Origin of the sequence: Curvibacter sp. CHRR-16 (assembly GCF_018474005.1) — a bacterium.
In the GTDB taxonomy this organism is placed as follows: domain Bacteria; phylum Pseudomonadota; class Gammaproteobacteria; order Burkholderiales; family Burkholderiaceae_C; genus Allorhodoferax.
In genome coordinates, this window is record NZ_JAHCSH010000002.1 from 64,766 (window position 1) to 82,921 (window position 18,156).

At 55.3% G+C, this 18,156-nt stretch carries 18 protein-coding genes; all 18 read right to left on the minus strand.

Features of this window, described 5'->3' with window-relative positions; genetic code table 11:
- The 18 genes from KIK84_RS03795 to aroB all read right to left on the minus strand — a co-directional run bounded on the left by KIK84_RS03795 (position 1) and on the right by aroB (position 18,140).
- Entirely contained in the window at positions 1-243 is a 243-nt protein-coding gene (locus KIK84_RS03795) for a BolA family protein (RefSeq protein WP_214121669.1), read from the minus strand.
- A 21-nt stretch (positions 244-264) separates the two neighbouring features.
- Positions 265-1,020, minus strand: a complete 756-nt coding sequence (locus tag KIK84_RS03800; protein WP_214121670.1) for an ABC transporter permease — start codon at positions 1,018-1,020, stop codon at positions 265-267.
- Positions 1,017-1,949 carry an ABC transporter ATP-binding protein gene (locus tag KIK84_RS03805; RefSeq protein ID WP_214121671.1) on the minus strand — a complete coding sequence of 311 codons (933 nt, stop codon included), beginning with the start codon at positions 1,947-1,949 and terminating at the stop codon, positions 1,017-1,019. The genes KIK84_RS03800 and KIK84_RS03805 overlap by 4 nt, the downstream gene beginning before the upstream one ends.
- Positions 1,950-1,980: 31 nt before the next feature.
- On the minus strand, positions 1,981-2,247 hold the full coding sequence (locus KIK84_RS03810) for an STAS domain-containing protein (RefSeq protein WP_214121672.1): 267 nt from the start codon (positions 2,245-2,247) through the stop codon (positions 1,981-1,983).
- Position 2,248: 1 nt separating this feature from the next.
- Entirely contained in the window at positions 2,249-2,887 is a 639-nt protein-coding gene (locus tag KIK84_RS03815; RefSeq protein WP_214121673.1) for a Tgt2/MlaC family protein, read from the minus strand.
- A 27-nt stretch (positions 2,888-2,914) separates the two neighbouring features.
- Positions 2,915-3,694 carry an MlaA family lipoprotein gene (locus KIK84_RS03820; RefSeq protein ID WP_214121674.1) on the minus strand — a complete coding sequence of 260 codons (780 nt, stop codon included), beginning with the start codon at positions 3,692-3,694 and terminating at the stop codon, positions 2,915-2,917.
- Positions 3,695-3,700: 6 nt separating this feature from the next.
- The gene (gene mlaD, locus KIK84_RS03825; RefSeq protein WP_214121675.1) at positions 3,701-4,174 is read right to left on the minus strand and encodes an outer membrane lipid asymmetry maintenance protein MlaD; all 474 of its coding nucleotides are present in this window, start codon (positions 4,172-4,174) and stop codon (positions 3,701-3,703) included.
- A gap of 10 nt (positions 4,175-4,184) precedes the next feature.
- On the minus strand, positions 4,185-4,970 hold the full coding sequence (mlaE, locus tag KIK84_RS03830) for a lipid asymmetry maintenance ABC transporter permease subunit MlaE (protein ID WP_214121676.1): 786 nt from the start codon (positions 4,968-4,970) through the stop codon (positions 4,185-4,187).
- On the minus strand, positions 4,967-5,803 hold the full coding sequence (locus KIK84_RS03835) for an ABC transporter ATP-binding protein (protein ID WP_214121677.1): 837 nt from the start codon (positions 5,801-5,803) through the stop codon (positions 4,967-4,969). The genes mlaE and KIK84_RS03835 overlap by 4 nt, the downstream gene beginning before the upstream one ends.
- 102 nt (positions 5,804-5,905) lie before the next feature.
- A complete protein-coding gene (locus KIK84_RS03840) occupies positions 5,906-7,387 on the minus strand; it encodes a glutamate synthase subunit beta (RefSeq protein ID WP_214121678.1) in 1,482 nt (493 codons plus the stop codon).
- Between the two features lie 27 nt (positions 7,388-7,414).
- Positions 7,415-12,142, minus strand: coding sequence for a glutamate synthase-related protein (locus KIK84_RS03845; RefSeq protein WP_214121679.1), 4,728 nt, complete (start codon positions 12,140-12,142; stop codon positions 7,415-7,417).
- A gap of 145 nt (positions 12,143-12,287) precedes the next feature.
- Entirely contained in the window at positions 12,288-12,977 is a 690-nt protein-coding gene (locus tag KIK84_RS03850; protein WP_214121680.1) for a transposase, read from the minus strand.
- Positions 12,978-12,987: 10 nt separating this feature from the next.
- On the minus strand, positions 12,988-13,767 hold the full coding sequence (locus KIK84_RS03855) for an oxygen-binding di-iron domain-containing protein (protein WP_214121681.1): 780 nt from the start codon (positions 13,765-13,767) through the stop codon (positions 12,988-12,990).
- 114 nt (positions 13,768-13,881) lie between these two features.
- On the minus strand, positions 13,882-14,352 hold the full coding sequence (locus tag KIK84_RS03860) for an outer membrane lipoprotein (protein WP_214121682.1): 471 nt from the start codon (positions 14,350-14,352) through the stop codon (positions 13,882-13,884).
- Complete coding sequence (locus tag KIK84_RS03865; RefSeq protein ID WP_214121683.1) at positions 14,349-15,275, minus strand: class I SAM-dependent methyltransferase; 927 nt, start codon at positions 15,273-15,275, stop codon at positions 14,349-14,351. Before KIK84_RS03865 ends, KIK84_RS03860 begins: the two co-directional genes overlap by 4 nt.
- A complete protein-coding gene (locus KIK84_RS03870; RefSeq protein ID WP_214121684.1) occupies positions 15,272-15,838 on the minus strand; it encodes a DUF1415 domain-containing protein in 567 nt (188 codons plus the stop codon). Before KIK84_RS03870 ends, KIK84_RS03865 begins: the two co-directional genes overlap by 4 nt.
- Positions 15,838-17,046, minus strand: coding sequence for a deoxyguanosinetriphosphate triphosphohydrolase (locus tag KIK84_RS03875; protein WP_502757537.1), 1,209 nt, complete (start codon positions 17,044-17,046; stop codon positions 15,838-15,840). Before KIK84_RS03875 ends, KIK84_RS03870 begins: the two co-directional genes overlap by 1 nt.
- Positions 17,031-18,140 carry a 3-dehydroquinate synthase gene (aroB, locus tag KIK84_RS03880; RefSeq protein ID WP_250207750.1) on the minus strand — a complete coding sequence of 370 codons (1,110 nt, stop codon included), beginning with the start codon at positions 18,138-18,140 and terminating at the stop codon, positions 17,031-17,033. The genes KIK84_RS03875 and aroB overlap by 16 nt, the downstream gene beginning before the upstream one ends.
- Positions 18,141-18,156 lie beyond the last annotated feature (16 nt).

An 18,156-nucleotide genomic window follows, 5' to 3' on the forward strand; every position in this document is an offset into this window, starting at 1 on the left:
TCAGTGCTGGTGCGCAGCCCATTCGGCTGGCGTGAAGGTTTTCATCGACAGGGCATGCACTTCGTCGGTTTGCATGCGCTGGCCCAAGCAGGCGTAAACCTGCTGGTGGCGTTGGATGAGGCGTTTGCCCTCAAAAGCGGTGGAAACGATGGTGGCGAACCAGTGGCGACCATCGCCTTCGAGTTCGCACAGCTCGCAGGGCAAGCCTTGGGTAATGAGTTGTCGCAGTTGTTCAGCAGTCATGGCTGTAGAGGGGTGGGGGGTTCAGTGGCGAATCTTGTAGCCTGTGCGCAGCAGGTACAGGGCCACTGCGGCCACCAACACCAACGCTACGCCGACCACGCTCAGGCTGATCCAAGGCGACACGTCACTGACACCGAAGAAACCGTAGCGAAAGCCATCGATCATGTAAAAAAACGGATTGAGGTGGCTCACCGCTTGCCAAAACGGGGGCAAGGAATGGATGGAATAAAACACACCACTCAAGAAGGTCATGGGGACGATGACGAAGTTCTGAAACGCGGCCAATTGGTCAAACTTTTCAGCCCACAAGCCACCGATCAAACCCAAAGTACCCAGCAAAGCAGCACCCAAAAGGGCAAATACCGCAATCCACAGCGGTGCAGCGTAGCTCAGGTGCGCAAACCAGCCGGTGACGGCAAACACCCCCAACCCCACCGCCAGGCCACGGGCGATGCTGGAACCCACATAGGCCACAAACCAGTGCCAGTAGTTCAAGGGGGTGAGCAGGACGTACACCAAGTTGCCCATGATCTTGCTCTGGATGAGCGAGGATGAGCTATTGGCAAAAGCATTTTGCAACACACTCATCATGACCAAGCCGGGCACCAAAAAGGCAGTGTACGCAACGCTGTCGTATACCTTCACATGGTCTTCGAGCACATGGCCAAAAATCATCAGGTACAGCACCGCGGTGAGCACCGGGGCGGCAATCGTCTGAAAACTGACCTTCCAAAAGCGCAGCACCTCTTTGTACAGCAACATTTGCCAGCCGGTCATGCGGCACCTCCTGTCTTGGCATCTTTGCCCACCAGCGACAGGAACACATCTTCCAAGTCGGCTTTGCGGATTTCCACCTCTTCCACATGCACACCCGCTTCACGCGCTTGGGCCAAGTAGCGCTCTACCTGCAAAGCATCTTGCACCGGTAGCTGCACCATGCGCCCCGTGACACGGGCCACAGTCGCCAACCCATCGGGCAAGGGATCGTTGGTGCTAAAGCGCAGCACGTTACCGCTGGCGGCCTTGAGCAGCGCGCTGGTGCTATCAAGGGCCACAATGCGCCCGCTTTTGAGCATCGCCAAACGGGTGCACAAGGCTTCTGCTTCTTCCAAGTAATGGGTGGTCAACAGCACAGCATGGCCTTGCTTGTTGAGTTTGCTGATGAACTGCCACAGCGTTTGGCGCAGTTCCACGTCCACACCAGCGGTAGGCTCATCGAGCACGATGACCGGAGGCTTGTGTACCAAAGCCTGCGCCACCATGACGCGGCGCTTCATACCGCCGGATAGCTGACGCATATTGGACTGGGCTTTATCGGTCAGCCCCAAACTGGCCAACAGTTCATCAATCCAATCGTCGTTGTGGCGAATGCCAAAGTAACCCGACTGAAACCGCAAGGCTTCACGCACCGTGAAGAAGGGATCAAACACCAGTTCTTGCGGAACCACGCCGAGCTGACGTCGTGCTTGGGTGGCGTCACTTTGTACGTCATAGCCCATGACCTTCACGCTACCGCTGGTAGCACGGGTCAACCCAGCCAATATGCTGATGAGTGTGGTTTTACCAGCCCCGTTGGGGCCGAGCAGGCCAAAAAATTCGCCTGGCTGAATCTCCATGCTCACACCATCCAACGCAGTGAATGGCGGGGCCCCAGTACGGGTGGCAGGGTAGATTTTGGATACGGATTGAAAGCTAAGAGCGGGCATAGGTAGCCCGCCATTTTAAGCCGGGCACGTTTCAGGCTGCAGGGAGAAGGGCACTGATGCCGTACAAACCAGCCAACTCACGCAAGCGTGTTGGCAAACCTTGCACGGCAAACAACTTGCCCCGGCGTGCGCATTCGCGGCGCAATTCCAACAAAACAGCCAAGGCCGATGTGTCAAAGCGCTGCAAAGCCGTGCCATCTACCACCACCTTGTCCGACGGCTCATTCACGTGCTGGCGCAGTTCTTCCAGACATTGGTGCGCCACTTCTTGGGTGAGTGTAGAGGGCAGGTTCAACATATCAGCCTTTCTTGTTGGCACTAGTCTTGTTCTGCTCGACCAAAATGTCAATCAGTCCATCAATGCCCTTGGCATTGATTTGCTGCGCAAATTGGCTGCGATAGGTATCCACCAACCACACACCCAAGACATTGATGTTGTAAATCTTCCAACCAGCGCCTTGACCGGGGGTTTTTTCCATGCGGTAGTCCAACTGAATCGGATCACCACGGCCCTTGATTTCAGAGCGAACGACAATTTCTTTGTCATCGGGATTGGCACGCAGCGGTTTCATGGCGATGGTTTGATCACTCACCTGCGACAACGCGCCAGCGTAAGTACGCACCAGCAAGGTTTTGAATTCATCTTGCAAGCGCTTTTGCTGCTCCGGTGTAGCTTGACGCCAAGCGGGCCCCACGGCCGAAGCGGTCATGCGCGCAAAATTGACGTGCGGCATGATGCGGTTGTCCACCAAGGCAATGATTTTGCTCAAATCACCATTGCGCAAAGACTTATCTGACTTCAAAGTATCCAGCACTTCATTGGAGACGCGCTTGATCAGTGCATCAGGGGCTTCGTCTTCAGCGTAGGCTGTGGTCGTGAGTGCCAACGAAGCCACCACGGCTGCCATGAGCCCCAAAAACCATCGACGTTGTTGCATAAAAAAACTCCTGTACTCGTACGTGCCTCAGTTTACGCCGCTTGGCGACTCCGTACTGACTGAAGGGTCATTATTTTCATCATCTGGTGGATTGCCGTCGTATTCGCGGCTACGTTGGCGCTGCAAATAGGCATCACGCATAAAGGTGTAGCGATCCAAGGCTGCACCATTCATCACATCATCAGCCCCCAAAAGACTGGCACGCGTGTCGATTAAGTCAACCACTGTCAAGGTATCGCGGGTGGTCACGTCAGGAATATGGTTCTGCAGACTGCCTTGTTGATCAACAGGAATCGCGCCGACCTCACGCAAGGTGTAGGGCCCCAATACGGGCAAAACCACGTAAGGCCCCGGTGGAACGCCCCATTTGCCCAAGGTGTAGCCAAAATTGGTGCTGTGGCGCTCAATGCCCAAATCACTGGCCACATCCAAGACACCACAAAGACCTACCACGGTATTAACCATGAAACGGCCAATATTGTCCCCCGCCTCTTGGCGCTTACCCTGAAAAATCGAGTTCACGCCAGACCACAAGTCATCCAAGTTAGAAAAGAAGTTGTTTACACCTTTGCGAAACCATGATGGCAATGCATCGCGATAGGTTGTTGCAACAGGTTTTGCCACGTACTTGTCCATGGTTTCGTTGAAACCAAACATCGTGCGATTGAAAGACTCCAAAGGATCGCGCTTATCTGGTCGCTCGACCGTGGCACAGCCCTGTAGCACCAGAAACGCCATGCACAAACAAGCGACCAACCAGCGGCGAACACGCACTGGATCAATGGGGAGCAAACCAAACAAAAGCATGGGGACTTAATCGGTTTTCTTACCGCCATCTGCCGCTTTGCTATAGAGAAACTGGCTGATCAGGTTCTCCAACACCACGGCACTTTGGGTGGTAGTAATGACATCGCCTTGCGCCAAATTGGCCGCATCGGCACCAGCCTCAATCCCGATGTACTGCTCACCGAGCAAACCGCTGGTCAAAATTTTGAGCGAGCTGTCTTTGGGGAAAGCGTAGCGCTTGTCCATGGACATAACAACTTTGGCTTGGAAGGACTTGTCATCGAACACGATTGACTCGACACGCCCCACCACAACCCCCGCGCTTTTGACTGCCGCCTTGGGCTTGAGGCCTCCAATGTTGTCAAACTTGGCGCTGACTTGGTAACCCTTATCCCATGTAATGGTCAATAAATTGGCTGCTTGCAAGGCCAAAAACACCAATGCCAGCGCTCCAATTAGCACAAACAAACCCACCCACAAATCCTTGGCGGAACGTTGCATCACGCACTCCTTACAAACTAAACATCATGGCGGTGAGAATGAAGTCCATTCCCAACACCGACAGCGAGGCCACTACCACCGTGCGCGTTGTGGCACGGGCTACCCCCTCAGGGGTTGGTAGCGCGGTATAGCCTTGCAGCAAAGCGATAAAACTCACCAAAACACCAAAAACAGCGCTTTTGAGGACGCCATTGCCCAGGTCGGCCCAAACGCCCACGCCGCTTTGCATCTGCCCCCAGAATGCCCCCGCATCCACACCGATCATCACCACGCCCACAACCCATCCCCCCAGTACACCAATGGCACTGAAAATGGCTGCCAGCAAGGGCATGGCGATCACGGCACCCCAAAAACGCGGAGCCAAAATGCGCTGGATTGGATCGACAGCCATCATTTCCATGGCGCTGAGTTGCTCGCCCGATTTCATGAGGCCAATTTCTGCCGTGAGCGATGTACCCGCGCGACCGGCAAACAGCAATGCGGTAAAGACAGGGCCGAACTCACGCACCAAACTCAGGCTAATGAGCAAACCAATGGAGTCTGCTGCGCCAAAACGCTGCAAACCATAGTAGTACTGCAAGCCCATCACAAAGCCGACAAACAAACCCGACACCACAATGATGGCCAAGGAGTAGTTGCCCATAAAGTGAATCTGGTCACGCACCAATCCAAAGCGACGCAAACAACCGGGCAAGGCCGCTAACAGTCGCCACAGCAAGCGCGCACCGTAGCCGAAATCGGCTAACTTACTGCGCAGCGCAAAGCCCACTTCCGCCGGATGCAGCCAACGGCTCATGCACCTACTCCCAAAAAGTCTTGCTCCACCGAAGTACCGGGGTAATGGAAACGCACCGGACCATCGGCTTGTGCAGTCACAAATTGCTGCACCAAGGGATCGCTACTGTGGCGCACCTCATCGGGCGTACCTTGGGCAGCTATGCGTCCATTGGCCAGCACAATCACTTGATCGGCAATCATGAAAGTTTCTTCCAGATCGTGCGACACGATGATGCTGGTCAACCCCATCGCATCATTGAGCTGGCGGATCAAGCGTGCAGCGGTTCCGAGCGAAATTGGATCCAAACCAGCAAATGGTTCGTCGTACATGACGAGCTCGGGATCGAGCGCAATAGCGCGGGCCAACGCCACTCGGCGGGCCATGCCTCCAGACACTTCCGAGGGCATCAGATCGCGGGCACCACGCAAGCCCACAGCATCGAGCTTCATGAGCACGATGTCACGTATCAGCACTTCCGGTAGCTGGGTATGCTCTCGCAAGGGAAACGCCACGTTGTCGAACACGGACAGGTCGGTGAACAAAGCACCGAACTGGAACAACATGCCCATGCGGCGACGCAATGCAAACAGCCCTTTGCGATCCAAGGTACCAACGTCTTGGGCGCTTGCACCCTGCGCATTGCCATGCACGACCACCTGTCCACTTTGCGCAGCCACCTGACCGCTGATCAGGCGCAGCAAAGTGGTTTTACCGCCACCCGAGGCGCCCATGATGGCAGTGACCTTGCCACGCGGAATGTGCAAGCTAACGCCATCCAAGATGCGGCGCTCGCCGTAGCCGAACACGAGATCGCGGATGTCAACCAATGAGGTGTGTGTGGAATCTGTCATGCGAAAAGATAAGGCCGGAGAAATCCGGCCCCTCAATCATATGCGGGAAAACCTTATCCCCGCACACGCAGGCCTGCTCACGCAGGTCCATACCTTCGCCATTTAGCGCGGCAAGGCGGTGCTGCCCATCAAAAACTCGTCCACCGCACGGGCGGCTTGACGGCCTTCACGAATGGCCCATACCACCAAACTTTGGCCACGACGCATATCGCCAGCGGCAAATACCTTGGGTACGTTGGTAGCGTAGCCACCCACCACCTCAGTGCTGGCTTTGGCATTGCCGCGGGCGTCTTTATCCACCCCAAAGGCTTCCAAGATGGTCGCCACGGGGTTCACAAAGCCCATGGCCAGCAGTACCAAGTCAGCCTTCCACTCTTTTTCGGTGCCAGGGATTTCCACCAGCTTGCCGTCTTTCATCTCCACATGCACGGTTTTCAGACCGGTGACCTTGCCGTTTTTGCCGATGAACTCTTTGGTCGAGACAGCAAACTCACGCTTGAGCAAACCTTGTGCATCGCTCTCGTCATGGCTGGAGCTGGTACGCAGCTTGAGCGGCCAGTAAGGCCAGACCAAGGATTTGTTTTCCTTCTCAGGTGGCTGGGGCATCACCTCAAACTGCACCACACTGACTGCACCATGGCGGGTGCTGGTGCCTACGCAGTCAGAACCTGTGTCACCACCACCGATAACGATGACGTGTTTGCCGTCAGCACGCAGTTGGCCCTTGAGCTTGTCACCCGCGTTGACCTTGTTTTGCTGGGGCAAGAACTCCATGGCGAAGTGGATGCCATCCAGATCACGGCCGGGTGCGGGCAAATCGCGGCTTTGCTCAGAACCACCAGTCAGCAACACAGCGTCAAAGTCTTTGTGCAATTCCTCGGCGGAAATGGTTTCCTTGGCCCAGTTGGTCACCTTGCTGCCTTCGGGCATTTTGCCAATCAGCACGCTGGTGCGAATGGTGACGCCTTCGGCCTCCAACTGCTTGGCACGGCGGTCAATCAACCCCTTGTCCAGCTTGAAGTCGGGGATGCCATAGCGCAGCAAGCCGCCAATGCGGTCGTTCTTTTCAAACAAGGTCACGTCATGACCAGCGCGTGCCAACTGCTGGGCTGCTGCCATACCCGCAGGGCCTGCGCCAACCACGGCCACCTTCTTACCTGTCTTGCGCTGCGCGGGTTCGGGCTTGACCCAGCCCTCAGCCCATGCTTTGTCGATGATGGCGTGCTCGATGGACTTGATGCCCACGGCGTCGCCATTGAAGTTGATGGTGCACGCGGCCTCGCACGGTGCGGGGCAGATGCGGCCCGTGAACTCGGGGAAGTTGTTGGTGCTGTGCAAGGTATCAATCGCCGACTTCCAGTCTTGGCGGTACACCAAATCATTGAAGTCGGGAATGATGTTGTTGACTGGACACCCGTTGTTGCAAAACGGGGTGCCGCAGTCCATGCAACGCGCAGCCTGGGTTTTGGCCTGGCTGTCATCCAGCCCGATGACGAATTCGCGGTAGTGCTTCACACGCTCTTTGGCGGGCGCGTAGCCCTCCTCAATGCGCTCATATTCCATGAAGCCGGTAACTTTTCCCATGATCCTATCCTTCCTAATCGTGCTGCATTACTTGCCGGCTGCTACTTTTTTTGTAGCAGCCTGAGCTGATTTGACGGCCTCTGCAGCCGATTTCTTGGCATTAATCTCACCGAGTGCGCGCTTGTAGTCGATCGGGAAGACCTTGACGAACTTGGCGCGGGCTACTTCCCAGTTGTCCAGCAGTTCGCGGGCACGCTTGCTGCCAGTCCAGCGGTTGTGGTCTTCCAGCAGCTTTTTGAGCTGGGCTTCATCGGTCTCACCGCGGTGCCATACCGCGCGGTCGATGCTGGCTTGCTGTTCAGCGGCAGGCAGCACCTTGTCCATGGTCACCATGCTGGTGTTGCAGCGCTTGGCGAACTGGCCGTCCTCGTCGTAGACGTAGGCCACGCCACCACTCATACCAGCCGCAAAGTTGCGACCCGTCTTACCCAGCACCGCCACAGTGCCACCTGTCATGTATTCGCAGCCATGGTCACCCGTACCTTCCACCACCGCAGTAGCGCCGGACAGGCGCACCGCAAAACGCTCACCAGCCACACCGCTGAAGAACGCCTCACCCGCTGTGGCACCAATCATCACGGTGTTACCCACGATGATGTTGCGCACGGCTTCGCCGCGGAAATCGATGCTGGGGCGCACCACGATGCGTCCACCCGACAAACCTTTGCCGGTGTAGTCGTTGGCTTCACCGATGAGGTACAGCGTGATACCGCGGGTCAGGAAAGCGCCGAACGATTGACCGCCTGTGCCTTCGAGCTGGATGCGGATGGTGTCATCAGGCAAGCCCTCTGGGTGCACCTTGGTCACCGCGCCGGAGAGCATGGCGCCCAAGGAGCGATTGACGTTGCGGGCCACTTCCATGAACTGCACGCGCTCGCCCTTGTCGATGGCGGGGCGACATTTCTCGATCAGCACGTTGTCGAGCGACTTTTCCAAACCGTGCTCTTGCTGTGCAACGTGGAAGCGAGGCACTTCGGGGCCTACTTGCGGCATGGCAAACAGGCGGCTGAAGTCCAAGCCCTGGGCCTTCCAGTGCTCGATGCTCTTGCGGGTATCGAGCAGGTCGGCACGGCCCACCATGTCGTCGAACTTGCGGATACCCAACTGGGCCATGATCTGGCGCACTTCTTCGGCAATGAAGAAGAAGTAGTTCACCACGTGCTCGGGTTTGCCAGAGAACTTGGCGCGCAGTTCAGGGTCTTGGGTGGCCACGCCCACAGGGCAGGTGTTCAGGTGGCACTTGCGCATCATGATGCAGCCTTCCACCACCAGCGGTGCGGTGGCAAAGCCGAATTCATCCGCACCCAACAGGGCACCAATCACCACGTCGCGGCCCGTCTTCATCTGGCCGTCGGCCTGCACCCGAATGCGACCACGCAGGCGGTTGAGCACCAAGGTTTGCTGGGTTTCCGCCAGACCGATTTCCCATGGGGAACCCGCGTGCTTGATAGAAGACCAAGGCGATGCGCCAGTACCACCGTCATGACCAGCAATCACCACGTGGTCTGCCTTGCACTTGGCAACACCTGCGGCAATGGTGCCCACGCCGATTTCAGACACCAACTTGACGGAGATGTCGGAATGCGGAGCGACGTTCTTGAGGTCGTGGATCAGCTGGGCCAAATCCTCGATGGAATAAATGTCGTGGTGCGGTGGTGGGGAGATGAGACCCACACCCGGCACGCTGTGGCGCAGCTTGCCGATGTACTCAGACACCTTGCCACCGGGCAACTGCCCACCCTCACCGGGCTTGGCACCCTGGGCCATCTTGATCTGGATTTGATCCGCACTGGCCAGATACTCTGCCGTCACACCAAAGCGGCCTGAAGCCACCTGCTTGATGCGGCTGCGCAAGGAGTCACCATCTTCCAGCGGGATATCCACTTCCACTTGCTCAGCGCCGATCACGCTCTTGAGGGTCTCGCCCCTCTTGATCGGGATGCCCTTGAGCTCGTTGCGGTAGCGTGCGGGGTCTTCACCGCCCTCCCCCGTGTTGCTCTTGCCGCCAATGCGGTTCATGGCCACCGCCAAAGTCGCGTGCGCTTCGGTCGAGATAGAACCCAGCGACATAGCACCGGTGGCAAAGCGCTTGACGATTTCCTTGGCTGACTCCACTTCCTCGACAGGAATGGCCTTGGCCGGATCAATCTTGAACTCGAACAAGCCACGCAGCGTCAGGTGGCGCTTGCTCTGGTCGTTGATGATCTGGGCGTATTCCTTGTAGGTGTTGAAGTTGTTGGCACGGGTGGAGTGTTGCAACTTGGCAATCGCATCGGGCGTCCACATGTGCTCTTCACCCCGGGCGCGCCAGGCGTATTCGCCACCAGCATCCAACGCATTGGCCAACACAGGGCTGTCGCCATAGGCCAGTTTGTGCATGCGGATGGCTTCTTCAGCAATCTCGAACACGCTAATGCCTTCGACCTTGCTGGGGGTGCGGGTGAAGTATTTCTCGATGGTGCTGGCGTTGATACCGATGGCCTCGAACAACTGGGCACCGCAATAGCTCATGTAGGTGCTCACGCCCATCTTGGACATGATCTTGGACAAGCCCTTGCCGATAGCCTTGATGTAGTTGTAGATCGCCTTGTCTGCCGACAAATCGCCGGGCAGGTCTTTGTGGATGGAGACCAAGGTTTCCATCGCCAAGTAGGGGTGCACTGCCTCGGCACCGTACCCTGCCAGCACGGCGAAGTGGTGCACTTCGCGGGCGGTGCCGGTTTCGACCACCAAGCCAGCGCTGGTGCGCAAGCCTTCACGCACCAAGTGCTGGTGCACAGCCGACAAAGCCAGCAATGCAGGAATAGCCACTTGGCTAGCACTCACAGCACGGTCGCTGATGATGAGGATGTTCTTACCGCTCTTGATGGCATCGACCGCTTCAGCGCACAGGCTGGCCAGCTTGGCTTCCACGCCTTCGTGCCCCCATGCCAGTGGGTAGGTGATGTCCAGCGTGTAGCTGCGGAACTTGCCTTGCGTGTGCTGCTCAATGTTACGCACCTTGGCCATGTCGGCAAAGTCCAGCACAGGCTGGCTCACCTCCAAGCGCATGGGCGGGTTCACTTGGTTGATGTCCAGCAGGTTGGGCTTGGGGCCAATGAATGACACCAGCGACATCACGATGGCTTCGCGGATAGGGTCAATCGGTGGGTTGGTCACCTGCGCGAACAACTGCTTGAAGTAGTTGTACAGCGGCTTGTTCTTATCAGACAACACAGCCAATGGACTGTCGTTGCCCATGGAGCCAATGCCCTCTTCGCCATTGGTCGCCATAGGGGCCATCAAGAACTTGATGTCCTCTTGGGTAAAGCCAAAGGCTTGCTGGCGATCCAGCAAGGCTGCCGCGTCGCTGTTGGCCACAGCAGGGGCTTGGCATTGCACGTCATCGAGCTTGATGCGCAGGTTCTCAATCCACTGCTTGTAGGGCTTACTATTGGCCAGCTGGGTCTTGAGTTCTTCATCGTCGATCATGCGGCCTTGCTCCAGATCGATCAGGAACATCTTGCCGGGCTGCAGACGCCACTTGCGCACGATTTTGTTCTCTGGCACGGGCAGCACACCAGACTCAGACCCCATGATCACGAGGTCGTCGTCGGTGATGCAGTAGCGCGAGGGGCGCAGGCCGTTGCGATCCAGCGTGGCACCGATCTGGCGACCATCGGTGAACACGATGGAAGCCGGGCCATCCCAAGGTTCCAGCATGGCGGCGTGGTATTCGTAGAAAGCCTTGCGGCGCTCATCCATGGTGGTGTGCTGTTCCCAGGGTTCGGGAATCATCATCATCACCGCTTGGCTGATGGGATAGCCCGACATGGTGAGCAATTCCAGGCAGTTGTCGAAAGTCGCTGTGTCGGACTGGTCGGCAAAGCTGATGGGGTACAGCTTTTGCAAATCAGCACCCAGCACTGGCGAGGACATCACGCCTTCGCGGGCCTTCATCCAGTTGTAGTTGCCTTTGACGGTGTTGATTTCACCGTTGTGCGCTACATAACGGTAGGGGTGGGCCAATGGCCACTCTGGGAATGTGTTGGTAGAAAAGCGTTGGTGCACCAAGCCCAAGGCCGATACGCAACGTGCATCTTGCAAGTCCAAGAAGTAAGTACCCACTTGGTCTGCCAGCAACAAACCCTTGTAGACCACCGTGCGACTGGACATGCTAGGAACGTAGTATTCCTTGCTGTGCTTGAGCTTGAGCGCTTGGATGTTGGCGCTGGCTGTCTTGCGGATGACGTAGAGCTTGCGCTCCAAGGCGTCTTGCACGATAACGTCGTTGCCACGGCCAATGAAAACTTGGCGGATGATGGGTTCTTTTTCGCGCACTGCGGGGGACATGGGCATGTCCACATTCACCGGCACATCGCGCCAGCCCAGCAGGACTTGGCCTTCGGCCTTAATGGCTCGTTCCATCTCTTGCTCGCAAGCCAAGCGGCTGGCGTGCTCTTTGGGCAAGAAGATCATGCCCACACCGTATTCACCCAATGGAGGCAGTACCACACCCTGTTTGGCCATTTCTTCACGGTACAAAGTGTCTGGCAACTGGATCAAGATGCCAGCACCATCGCCCATGAGCTTGTCTGCGCCCACAGCACCGCGGTGATCCAGATTCTCCAGAATCTTCAGCGCGCCTTCCACGATGGCATGGCTTTTCTCACCACGGATGTGGGCCACAAAGCCCACGCCGCACGCATCGTGCTCGTTACCGGTCGAATACAGACCCTGTTCTTGTAGGTGTTTGATTTCTGCTGCCGTTGTCATGGCGCACTCCTGTTAATGACACTGGGTGCGCAGAATACCGCATAACCTTATGCACAACAAGATTTTTAATTGGTGTACGTCCCTTATTTATTAAGACAAGAAAACAACCCAATATAAATAAGGGACATATCAAAAATATGGAAAATCAAGCAGTTGCACGCGGGCGACCAGGCTTTCTCTGGCTAATTCGCCGCTGCGTGTGGAGCTGCAGGGTATGCAAAAAATCTTCCGACCCCAGCGCCCAACCTCCCCAAACAGCTTGTTCCAAGCAAGTCCGGCGTTCACGGCTCAAGTCTTTTTGCACCAATTCTTGGAACGCAGCCTCCCGAGCAAATGGCGTATTGCCCAGCGCCCAATATGCGCTGGGTGGCGTCAACGCCTTGTCAACAGCTGTACCCGCGTAGTAGCGATAACTGCTCCACAGGTACGCTTCCGGGCTAGTGGCCTGTTGGTCATACACAGGTGCCCACGCTACACTGACCAAGCAATCCATAATCCAAGCTGCAGACTCCACAATCGTGCAGCGGTAACGCCCATCCCACAAAGTGCCGCTGCGGCCATAGCGTTGGTTGTAATAGCGCACATAGTCACGACCGATCGCCTGCATAAATCCAGGCAAGCTGGTGGCCTGTTGGGGAGTTAAGACCAACTGGTATTGGTTATTGAGCAGCACATAGGCATGCAACTGGACACCCAAACGCGGTGCATGCTGAACCAACAATCCATGCAGAAATTCAAAGTCCGCATCGTCTTGCGCGATCAACAAGGGCTGCAACGCCCGCAATATGACGTGGTGTACCTGTCCTGGTACATTCAAACGCGGCAAACGCGCCATGGATATTTCCTCAAAGCAAACGATTCTTGGGCAGCTGGTATTGGGTCGAGCCGACCAAGTCGATGCCACATGCCAATTGCTCCAGCCACTCTAACAGTTCAGGGATAGCCGCTCCCACCAATGGGGCTCCATGCTGCGGTGCAATCATGCTGATGTCGAGATCGCGCACCATGCGCACCCACAAACGCAGAATTTTGTTGCTAACCATGTAGCGGCGGTGAAAGCGCTCCATGCCGGGTGGCAACGGGGACAGCGTGGTCAATGCTTGAGCAGCTTGCGCCCCCGATAAAAGGGATACACCCAAGTCACCGGTAAACAGAATTTTGCTGGTGGGATCGTAGAAATGGAAATTGCCTTCTGAATGCATAAAGTGCGCAGGCAAAATGAGCAATTCGCAACGACCAAAGCGCAAACGTCCCCCTTCGTCGGGCACAGAAACAATCCGATCTTCGGTTTTTCCGATCTTGCAGAAATGGGGGGCAAACCGCGCCCAGAGGGATGAAATGACCAGCTTGGCTTGACTCGATGTCATCCATCTATCCAATGAGGCAATGATGTCGGGATCGGCGTGGGACGCGAGAATGTAATCCAGCTTGTGCGGTGCCATGTACTGGCGCATGGTGACGCTCAGCTCGTTGTAGGTCATGTTGCCACCCGGATCAAGGATCACCCCTTCCCCGTCGTCCACGATCAAGAACTGATTGGCTTGCACCGCCTCGTGCTCATCTGCCACCAAATCGGTGAACATGATGCAGCGGTGCTGCTCGGATTTGAATAATTCCACTGGCATGGCAGATCCCCAATGAGCCTGCACAATGCCACCTTGGCGGCACAGACTCTGTCCCTGAAATTATGAAAACAAGGCTGCAGAGTCTGTTTGATGTGGGTCAGTAATTCAGAGTGCTTACTGCTTGGGTGCCTTGCTAACGCGCACTTTGCCACCTGTCGTGACCATGATGACAGCATCACCCGGGGCGAAGGTTTCGCTGCCTTTGGCTTGCACAATGGAGCGGCGCTCTCCACCTTTGAGTTGCAAAATGATTTCCAAGGCCGTTTCTTTGGTTGATAAACGCTCAATTGCATTGCCTGCAGCAGCACCTGCAACACCTGCCAAGATGCCCAGTACCTGTGCTTCGCGCTGTACGCCGCTGCCTGAATAGCCACCAATTGCACCCACGACACCACCCACAGCGGCACCAGCTCCGGACTGGCTTCCATCCACCGTCACTTCACGGACTGACAAAACGGTAGCATCTTGGACCTGCGAGAGTCGCTGCGTATCCGAACGTTGAATCACGTCAGGGCTGCTGCTAGCGCATGCCGCCAGCATGGCGACCAAAAGGCAACTTGCGCCGTAGCGCAGGGTTCGGTTCATGGTATTTCTCCTTGCAAATTAATGTTTCCTGCCATGGCCAACTGATCCCAAGGCAGGCGGGCAAAACGTTGTCGCACTATATCGGCGATACCAAATTCCTGTGCGATGGCGTGCAATCGCCGTGCTGCAGATCGCTTGGCTTGACCGGTGTAGCGTGCCACTATGAGTTCATTTTTCATACTATGTTCCCAACCCACCAATTCGGTCACGGTAACTTGGTATCCGTTGGCCTCCAGATATAAACAGCGCATGACGTTGGTTAGTTGACTGCCAACCTCGCGGGTATGTATAGGATGGCGCCACAACTCAGCCAGAGGTGTGCGGGCCAAACTCAAGGCTTTGGATTGGTTCAAACCACGGGCCACCTCAGCTTGACAGCACGGTACCAGCACCATGGCTTGGCTTTGCTTGTGCAAACCAAATTCAATGGCATCGTCTGTTGCCGTATCGCACGCATGCAGGGCGGTCACTATGTCAAAACGCCCTGGCAATGCGCTGTCACGCGTGGCATCGGCAACCCGCTCATTGACAAAGTGCATCCGCTCAAAACCCAATCGCTGTGCCAGCTCGGTGGATTTTTGCACCAATTCAGCCCGGCTTTCTATGCCATAGACCCGCACTGCTGGATGGTCTTTGGCAAACAAGTCGTACAAAATAAAACCCAAATAGGACTTACCCGCACCGTGATCAGCAAGCAGCACGGCTGAGCGCTCAGCAGAAAGCTCAATGAGTATCTTTTCAATAAATTGGTAAAGGTGGTAAACCTGCTTGAGTTTGCGACGCGTGTCTTGATTGGTACGGCCTTCGCGCGTGAGGATGTGCAATTCTTTGAGCAACTCGAGTGATTGGCCTGGGCGCACTTCCTCAGGCAACGCAGTCGTATTGGAATCCGTCTTGGATTTGGAGGTTGATTTATTTTTCATACATGCCGGCCTACACCCAATGCAGCCCACCCTTCAGGACCCATTTTTTCCAATGTCTGGATATTGCGCTCGTAAATACTATCGGGGTCTGGAAACGATGCGAGTGCTTTTTCGATGCTGGCTTCGCGTATCAGATGCAGCATTGGATACGGCGCACGATTGGTGTAATGGCTCATGCCATGTGGATTTTCCCCAGCGAATTCAAACTGGGGATGAAAATGTGCAATCTGTATTTCCCCCTGCAACTTGCACTGCTTGAGCACACGCTCCGCAGGGCAGAGAAAGTCATTGAAATCCAAGAAATCCGGCATGAAATTAGGCAGCACAAGCACGGTTGTGTCGCGCTCTGCAGCAGGCAAGGCCTGCAAGGCCAATAACTCCGACTCAAGCTGCTCAAGCACATCAGCCGCGTGCGTCCACCACCCAAGGGCTAGATGAACTTGGTTTTTGACATACACGGCCTTGGCAAAAGGACATAGATTGAGACCAATGACAGCTTTCTCTAGCCAGCGCCGTGTGTCAATCAGCACGGCGGTGCTGTGGTGCTCAGGACGCAGCACCATCACACTATCTCCAAGCCAGCAAACACGCGCTGACCCGTCAACCGTTCATGCTCACGCGCCGCGAATCGATCTGTCATGCCGGCAATGTAGTCAGCCACGTGGCGTTGTAGCAAGCCATCGTGTTCCCAAGGGCGCTCATCAGCCAAACTGCCTTTCATTTCTTCTGGCTTGTCCACGTAACTGGCAAACAATTTATGAATGACTTTTTCGGCGGCATCCATAGTGGCCACGACCTTGGGATGACGATACAACTGCGCAAACAGATAGGCCTTCAAATGGCGTGATGCACTGCGAATATCAGGCGAAAAGCATGCCAGCGGACGCTCACAAGCTCGCACATCATTGACAGACTGCACTCCAGTGGAACGCAAAGCATGCTGGGTAGCTTCTATGACGTCATAAACCATGGTGCTTAGCAGCACACGCACCAGTTCATAGACCAATCGGCGCTGCTGCTGAGGTGCAGACAACTGGGGGTGTTGTTGCAGTATTTTTTCGCACAAAACATCAATCCAAGGCACAGAGCGTAAACCCGCCAGATCAATAAGGCCCGAGCGAATGCCATCGTCTATATCGTGTGTGTTGTAGGCAATTTCATCCGCCAAATTGCATAACTGCGCTTCTAGGCTAGGTTGCGTTCCCTGCAAGAAACGTTGTCCTATGCCGCCCGCACCATCGCTGTATCGGGGTTCATCGGCTTCAATTGCTGCAGCACGCTCGCGATTGCAATGCTTCAATATGCCTTCACGCGTTTCGAAACACAAGTTCAAACCATTGAACTGTGGATAGCGCTGCTCCAAGCTATCAACTACACGCAAACTTTGGTAGTTGTGCTCAAACCCGCCAAAATCGACCATGCATTCATTCAAAGCACGCTGCCCAGCATGTCCAAAAGGCGTGTGCCCAAGATCATGTGCCAAAGCAACTGCCTCCACCAAATCCTCATTGACCTGCAAGGTTCGGGCAATCGAGCGCCCTAGCTGAGCGACCTCAAGGGAATGGGTCAAGCGGGAGCGAAACAAATCGCCTTCGTGATTGGCAAACACTTGGGTCTTGTAAACCAAACGCCGAAATGCTGTGGAGTGCACAATCCGATCCCGGTCACGTTGAAACGCGTTGCGTGTAGGGGCTTGCTCCTCTGCGAATCGACGCCCTCTACTACGGCCTGGGTCACTGGCGCAGAGTGCAAGCATCACACTGCTGTGCATTGTTCAATCGCTTGAATGACCGCACTGTCATCTACAGGCTCAATTACCGCACGCCCCATTTCACGGATCAAAATGAAATGGATACGTCCAGCTTCAGACTTCTTATCCAAACGCATCCATTTGAGGTATTGGGCAGGGTTGTTCTGCTTGCTAAGCACTGGCAAATGTACTGGCAAATCAGCTTGCACCACCAAACTGCGAATTCGTTGCACATCTGCTAGCGAGATGTATCCCAGGTTGTGCGAAAGCTGGGCAGCCACCACCATGCCGGCAGCAACAGCTTCACCGTGCAACCATGCACCAAAACCCAAACCTGCCTCTATCGCATGCCCAAAAGTGTGGCCATAATTCAAAATAGCGCGCAAACCAGATTCTTTTTCATCTTGGCCTACAACTTCTGCCTTGATTTCACACGAGCGCTGTATGGCCCATGCCAAAGCTTGTACATCACGCCGCAGCAATGCCTGCATGTTTTGCTCTAACCATGCAAAAAACCCCGCGTCGTAAATAGGCCCGTATTTGATAACTTCAGCCAGGCCGGCTTTCAACTCCCGATCAGGCAGTGTACGCAGGGTGTCCATATCGCATATCACCTGCAAGGGTTGGTAAAAAGCACCAATCATGTTTTTACCTGCAGGGTGATTGATACCCGTTTTCCCCCCTACAGAAGAATCAACTTGCGCTAACAAGGTCGTAGGAACCTGGACGAAAGGCACACCACGCATAAAACACGCAGCTGCAAATCCAGCCATGTCCCCCACTACTCCACCACCCAAGGCAAAGATCACGGTTTTTCGATCACAACCCCAAGTCAACAGCGCATCAAATATGCTCTGCAAAGTTTCCCACGTTTTATAAGACTCACCGTCAGGTAACTCAACCAGTTGAACTTGTGAGAATCGATCTTGCAATGTTTTGCGTAATGTTGCGGCATAAAGTGGCGATACAGTCACATTGGTAACGATCACTGCTTGAGTGCCTTTCACAGTCGCTTGCAAAAACTCAATATTGGTCAGCAAACCTGCGCCAATGCAAATGGGATAGCTGCGGTCTGGCAACGGTATGTGTACCGTAGCATGGAGGGTAGTAGGCATAAAAATAAAAGTCGAT

Coding starts and splice junctions, on each gene's coding strand:
- KIK84_RS03840 (WP_214121678.1), bottom strand. CDS start 7,387: ATGGGAAAAGTTACCGGCTTCATGGAATATGAGCGCATTGAGGAGGGC.
- mlaD (WP_214121675.1), bottom strand. CDS start 4,174: ATGCAACGTTCCGCCAAGGATTTGTGGGTGGGTTTGTTTGTGCTAATT.
- KIK84_RS03835 (WP_214121677.1), bottom strand. CDS start 5,803: ATGACAGATTCCACACACACCTCATTGGTTGACATCCGCGATCTCGTG.
- KIK84_RS03870 (WP_214121684.1), bottom strand. CDS start 15,838: ATGGTGCTGCGTCCTGAGCACCACAGCACCGCCGTGCTGATTGACACA.
- KIK84_RS03855 (WP_214121681.1), bottom strand. CDS start 13,767: ATGCCAGTGGAATTATTCAAATCCGAGCAGCACCGCTGCATCATGTTC.
- KIK84_RS03795 (WP_214121669.1), bottom strand. CDS start 243: ATGACTGCTGAACAACTGCGACAACTCATTACCCAAGGCTTGCCCTGC.
- KIK84_RS03810 (WP_214121672.1), bottom strand. CDS start 2,247: ATGTTGAACCTGCCCTCTACACTCACCCAAGAAGTGGCGCACCAATGT.
- KIK84_RS03845 (WP_214121679.1), bottom strand. CDS start 12,142: ATGACAACGGCAGCAGAAATCAAACACCTACAAGAACAGGGTCTGTAT.
- KIK84_RS03860 (WP_214121682.1), bottom strand. CDS start 14,352: ATGAACCGAACCCTGCGCTACGGCGCAAGTTGCCTTTTGGTCGCCATG.
- KIK84_RS03820 (WP_214121674.1), bottom strand. CDS start 3,694: ATGCTTTTGTTTGGTTTGCTCCCCATTGATCCAGTGCGTGTTCGCCGC.
- aroB (WP_250207750.1), bottom strand. CDS start 18,140: ATGCCTACTACCCTCCATGCTACGGTACACATACCGTTGCCAGACCGC.
- mlaE (WP_214121676.1), bottom strand. CDS start 4,970: ATGAGCCGTTGGCTGCATCCGGCGGAAGTGGGCTTTGCGCTGCGCAGT.
- KIK84_RS03865 (WP_214121683.1), bottom strand. CDS start 15,275: ATGAAAAATAAATCAACCTCCAAATCCAAGACGGATTCCAATACGACT.
- KIK84_RS03850 (WP_214121680.1), bottom strand. CDS start 12,977: ATGGCGCGTTTGCCGCGTTTGAATGTACCAGGACAGGTACACCACGTC.
- KIK84_RS03815 (WP_214121673.1), bottom strand. CDS start 2,887: ATGCAACAACGTCGATGGTTTTTGGGGCTCATGGCAGCCGTGGTGGCT.
- KIK84_RS03800 (WP_214121670.1), bottom strand. CDS start 1,020: ATGACCGGCTGGCAAATGTTGCTGTACAAAGAGGTGCTGCGCTTTTGG.
- KIK84_RS03875 (WP_502757537.1), bottom strand. CDS start 17,046: ATGCACAGCAGTGTGATGCTTGCACTCTGCGCCAGTGACCCAGGCCGT.
- KIK84_RS03805 (WP_214121671.1), bottom strand. CDS start 1,949: ATGCCCGCTCTTAGCTTTCAATCCGTATCCAAAATCTACCCTGCCACC.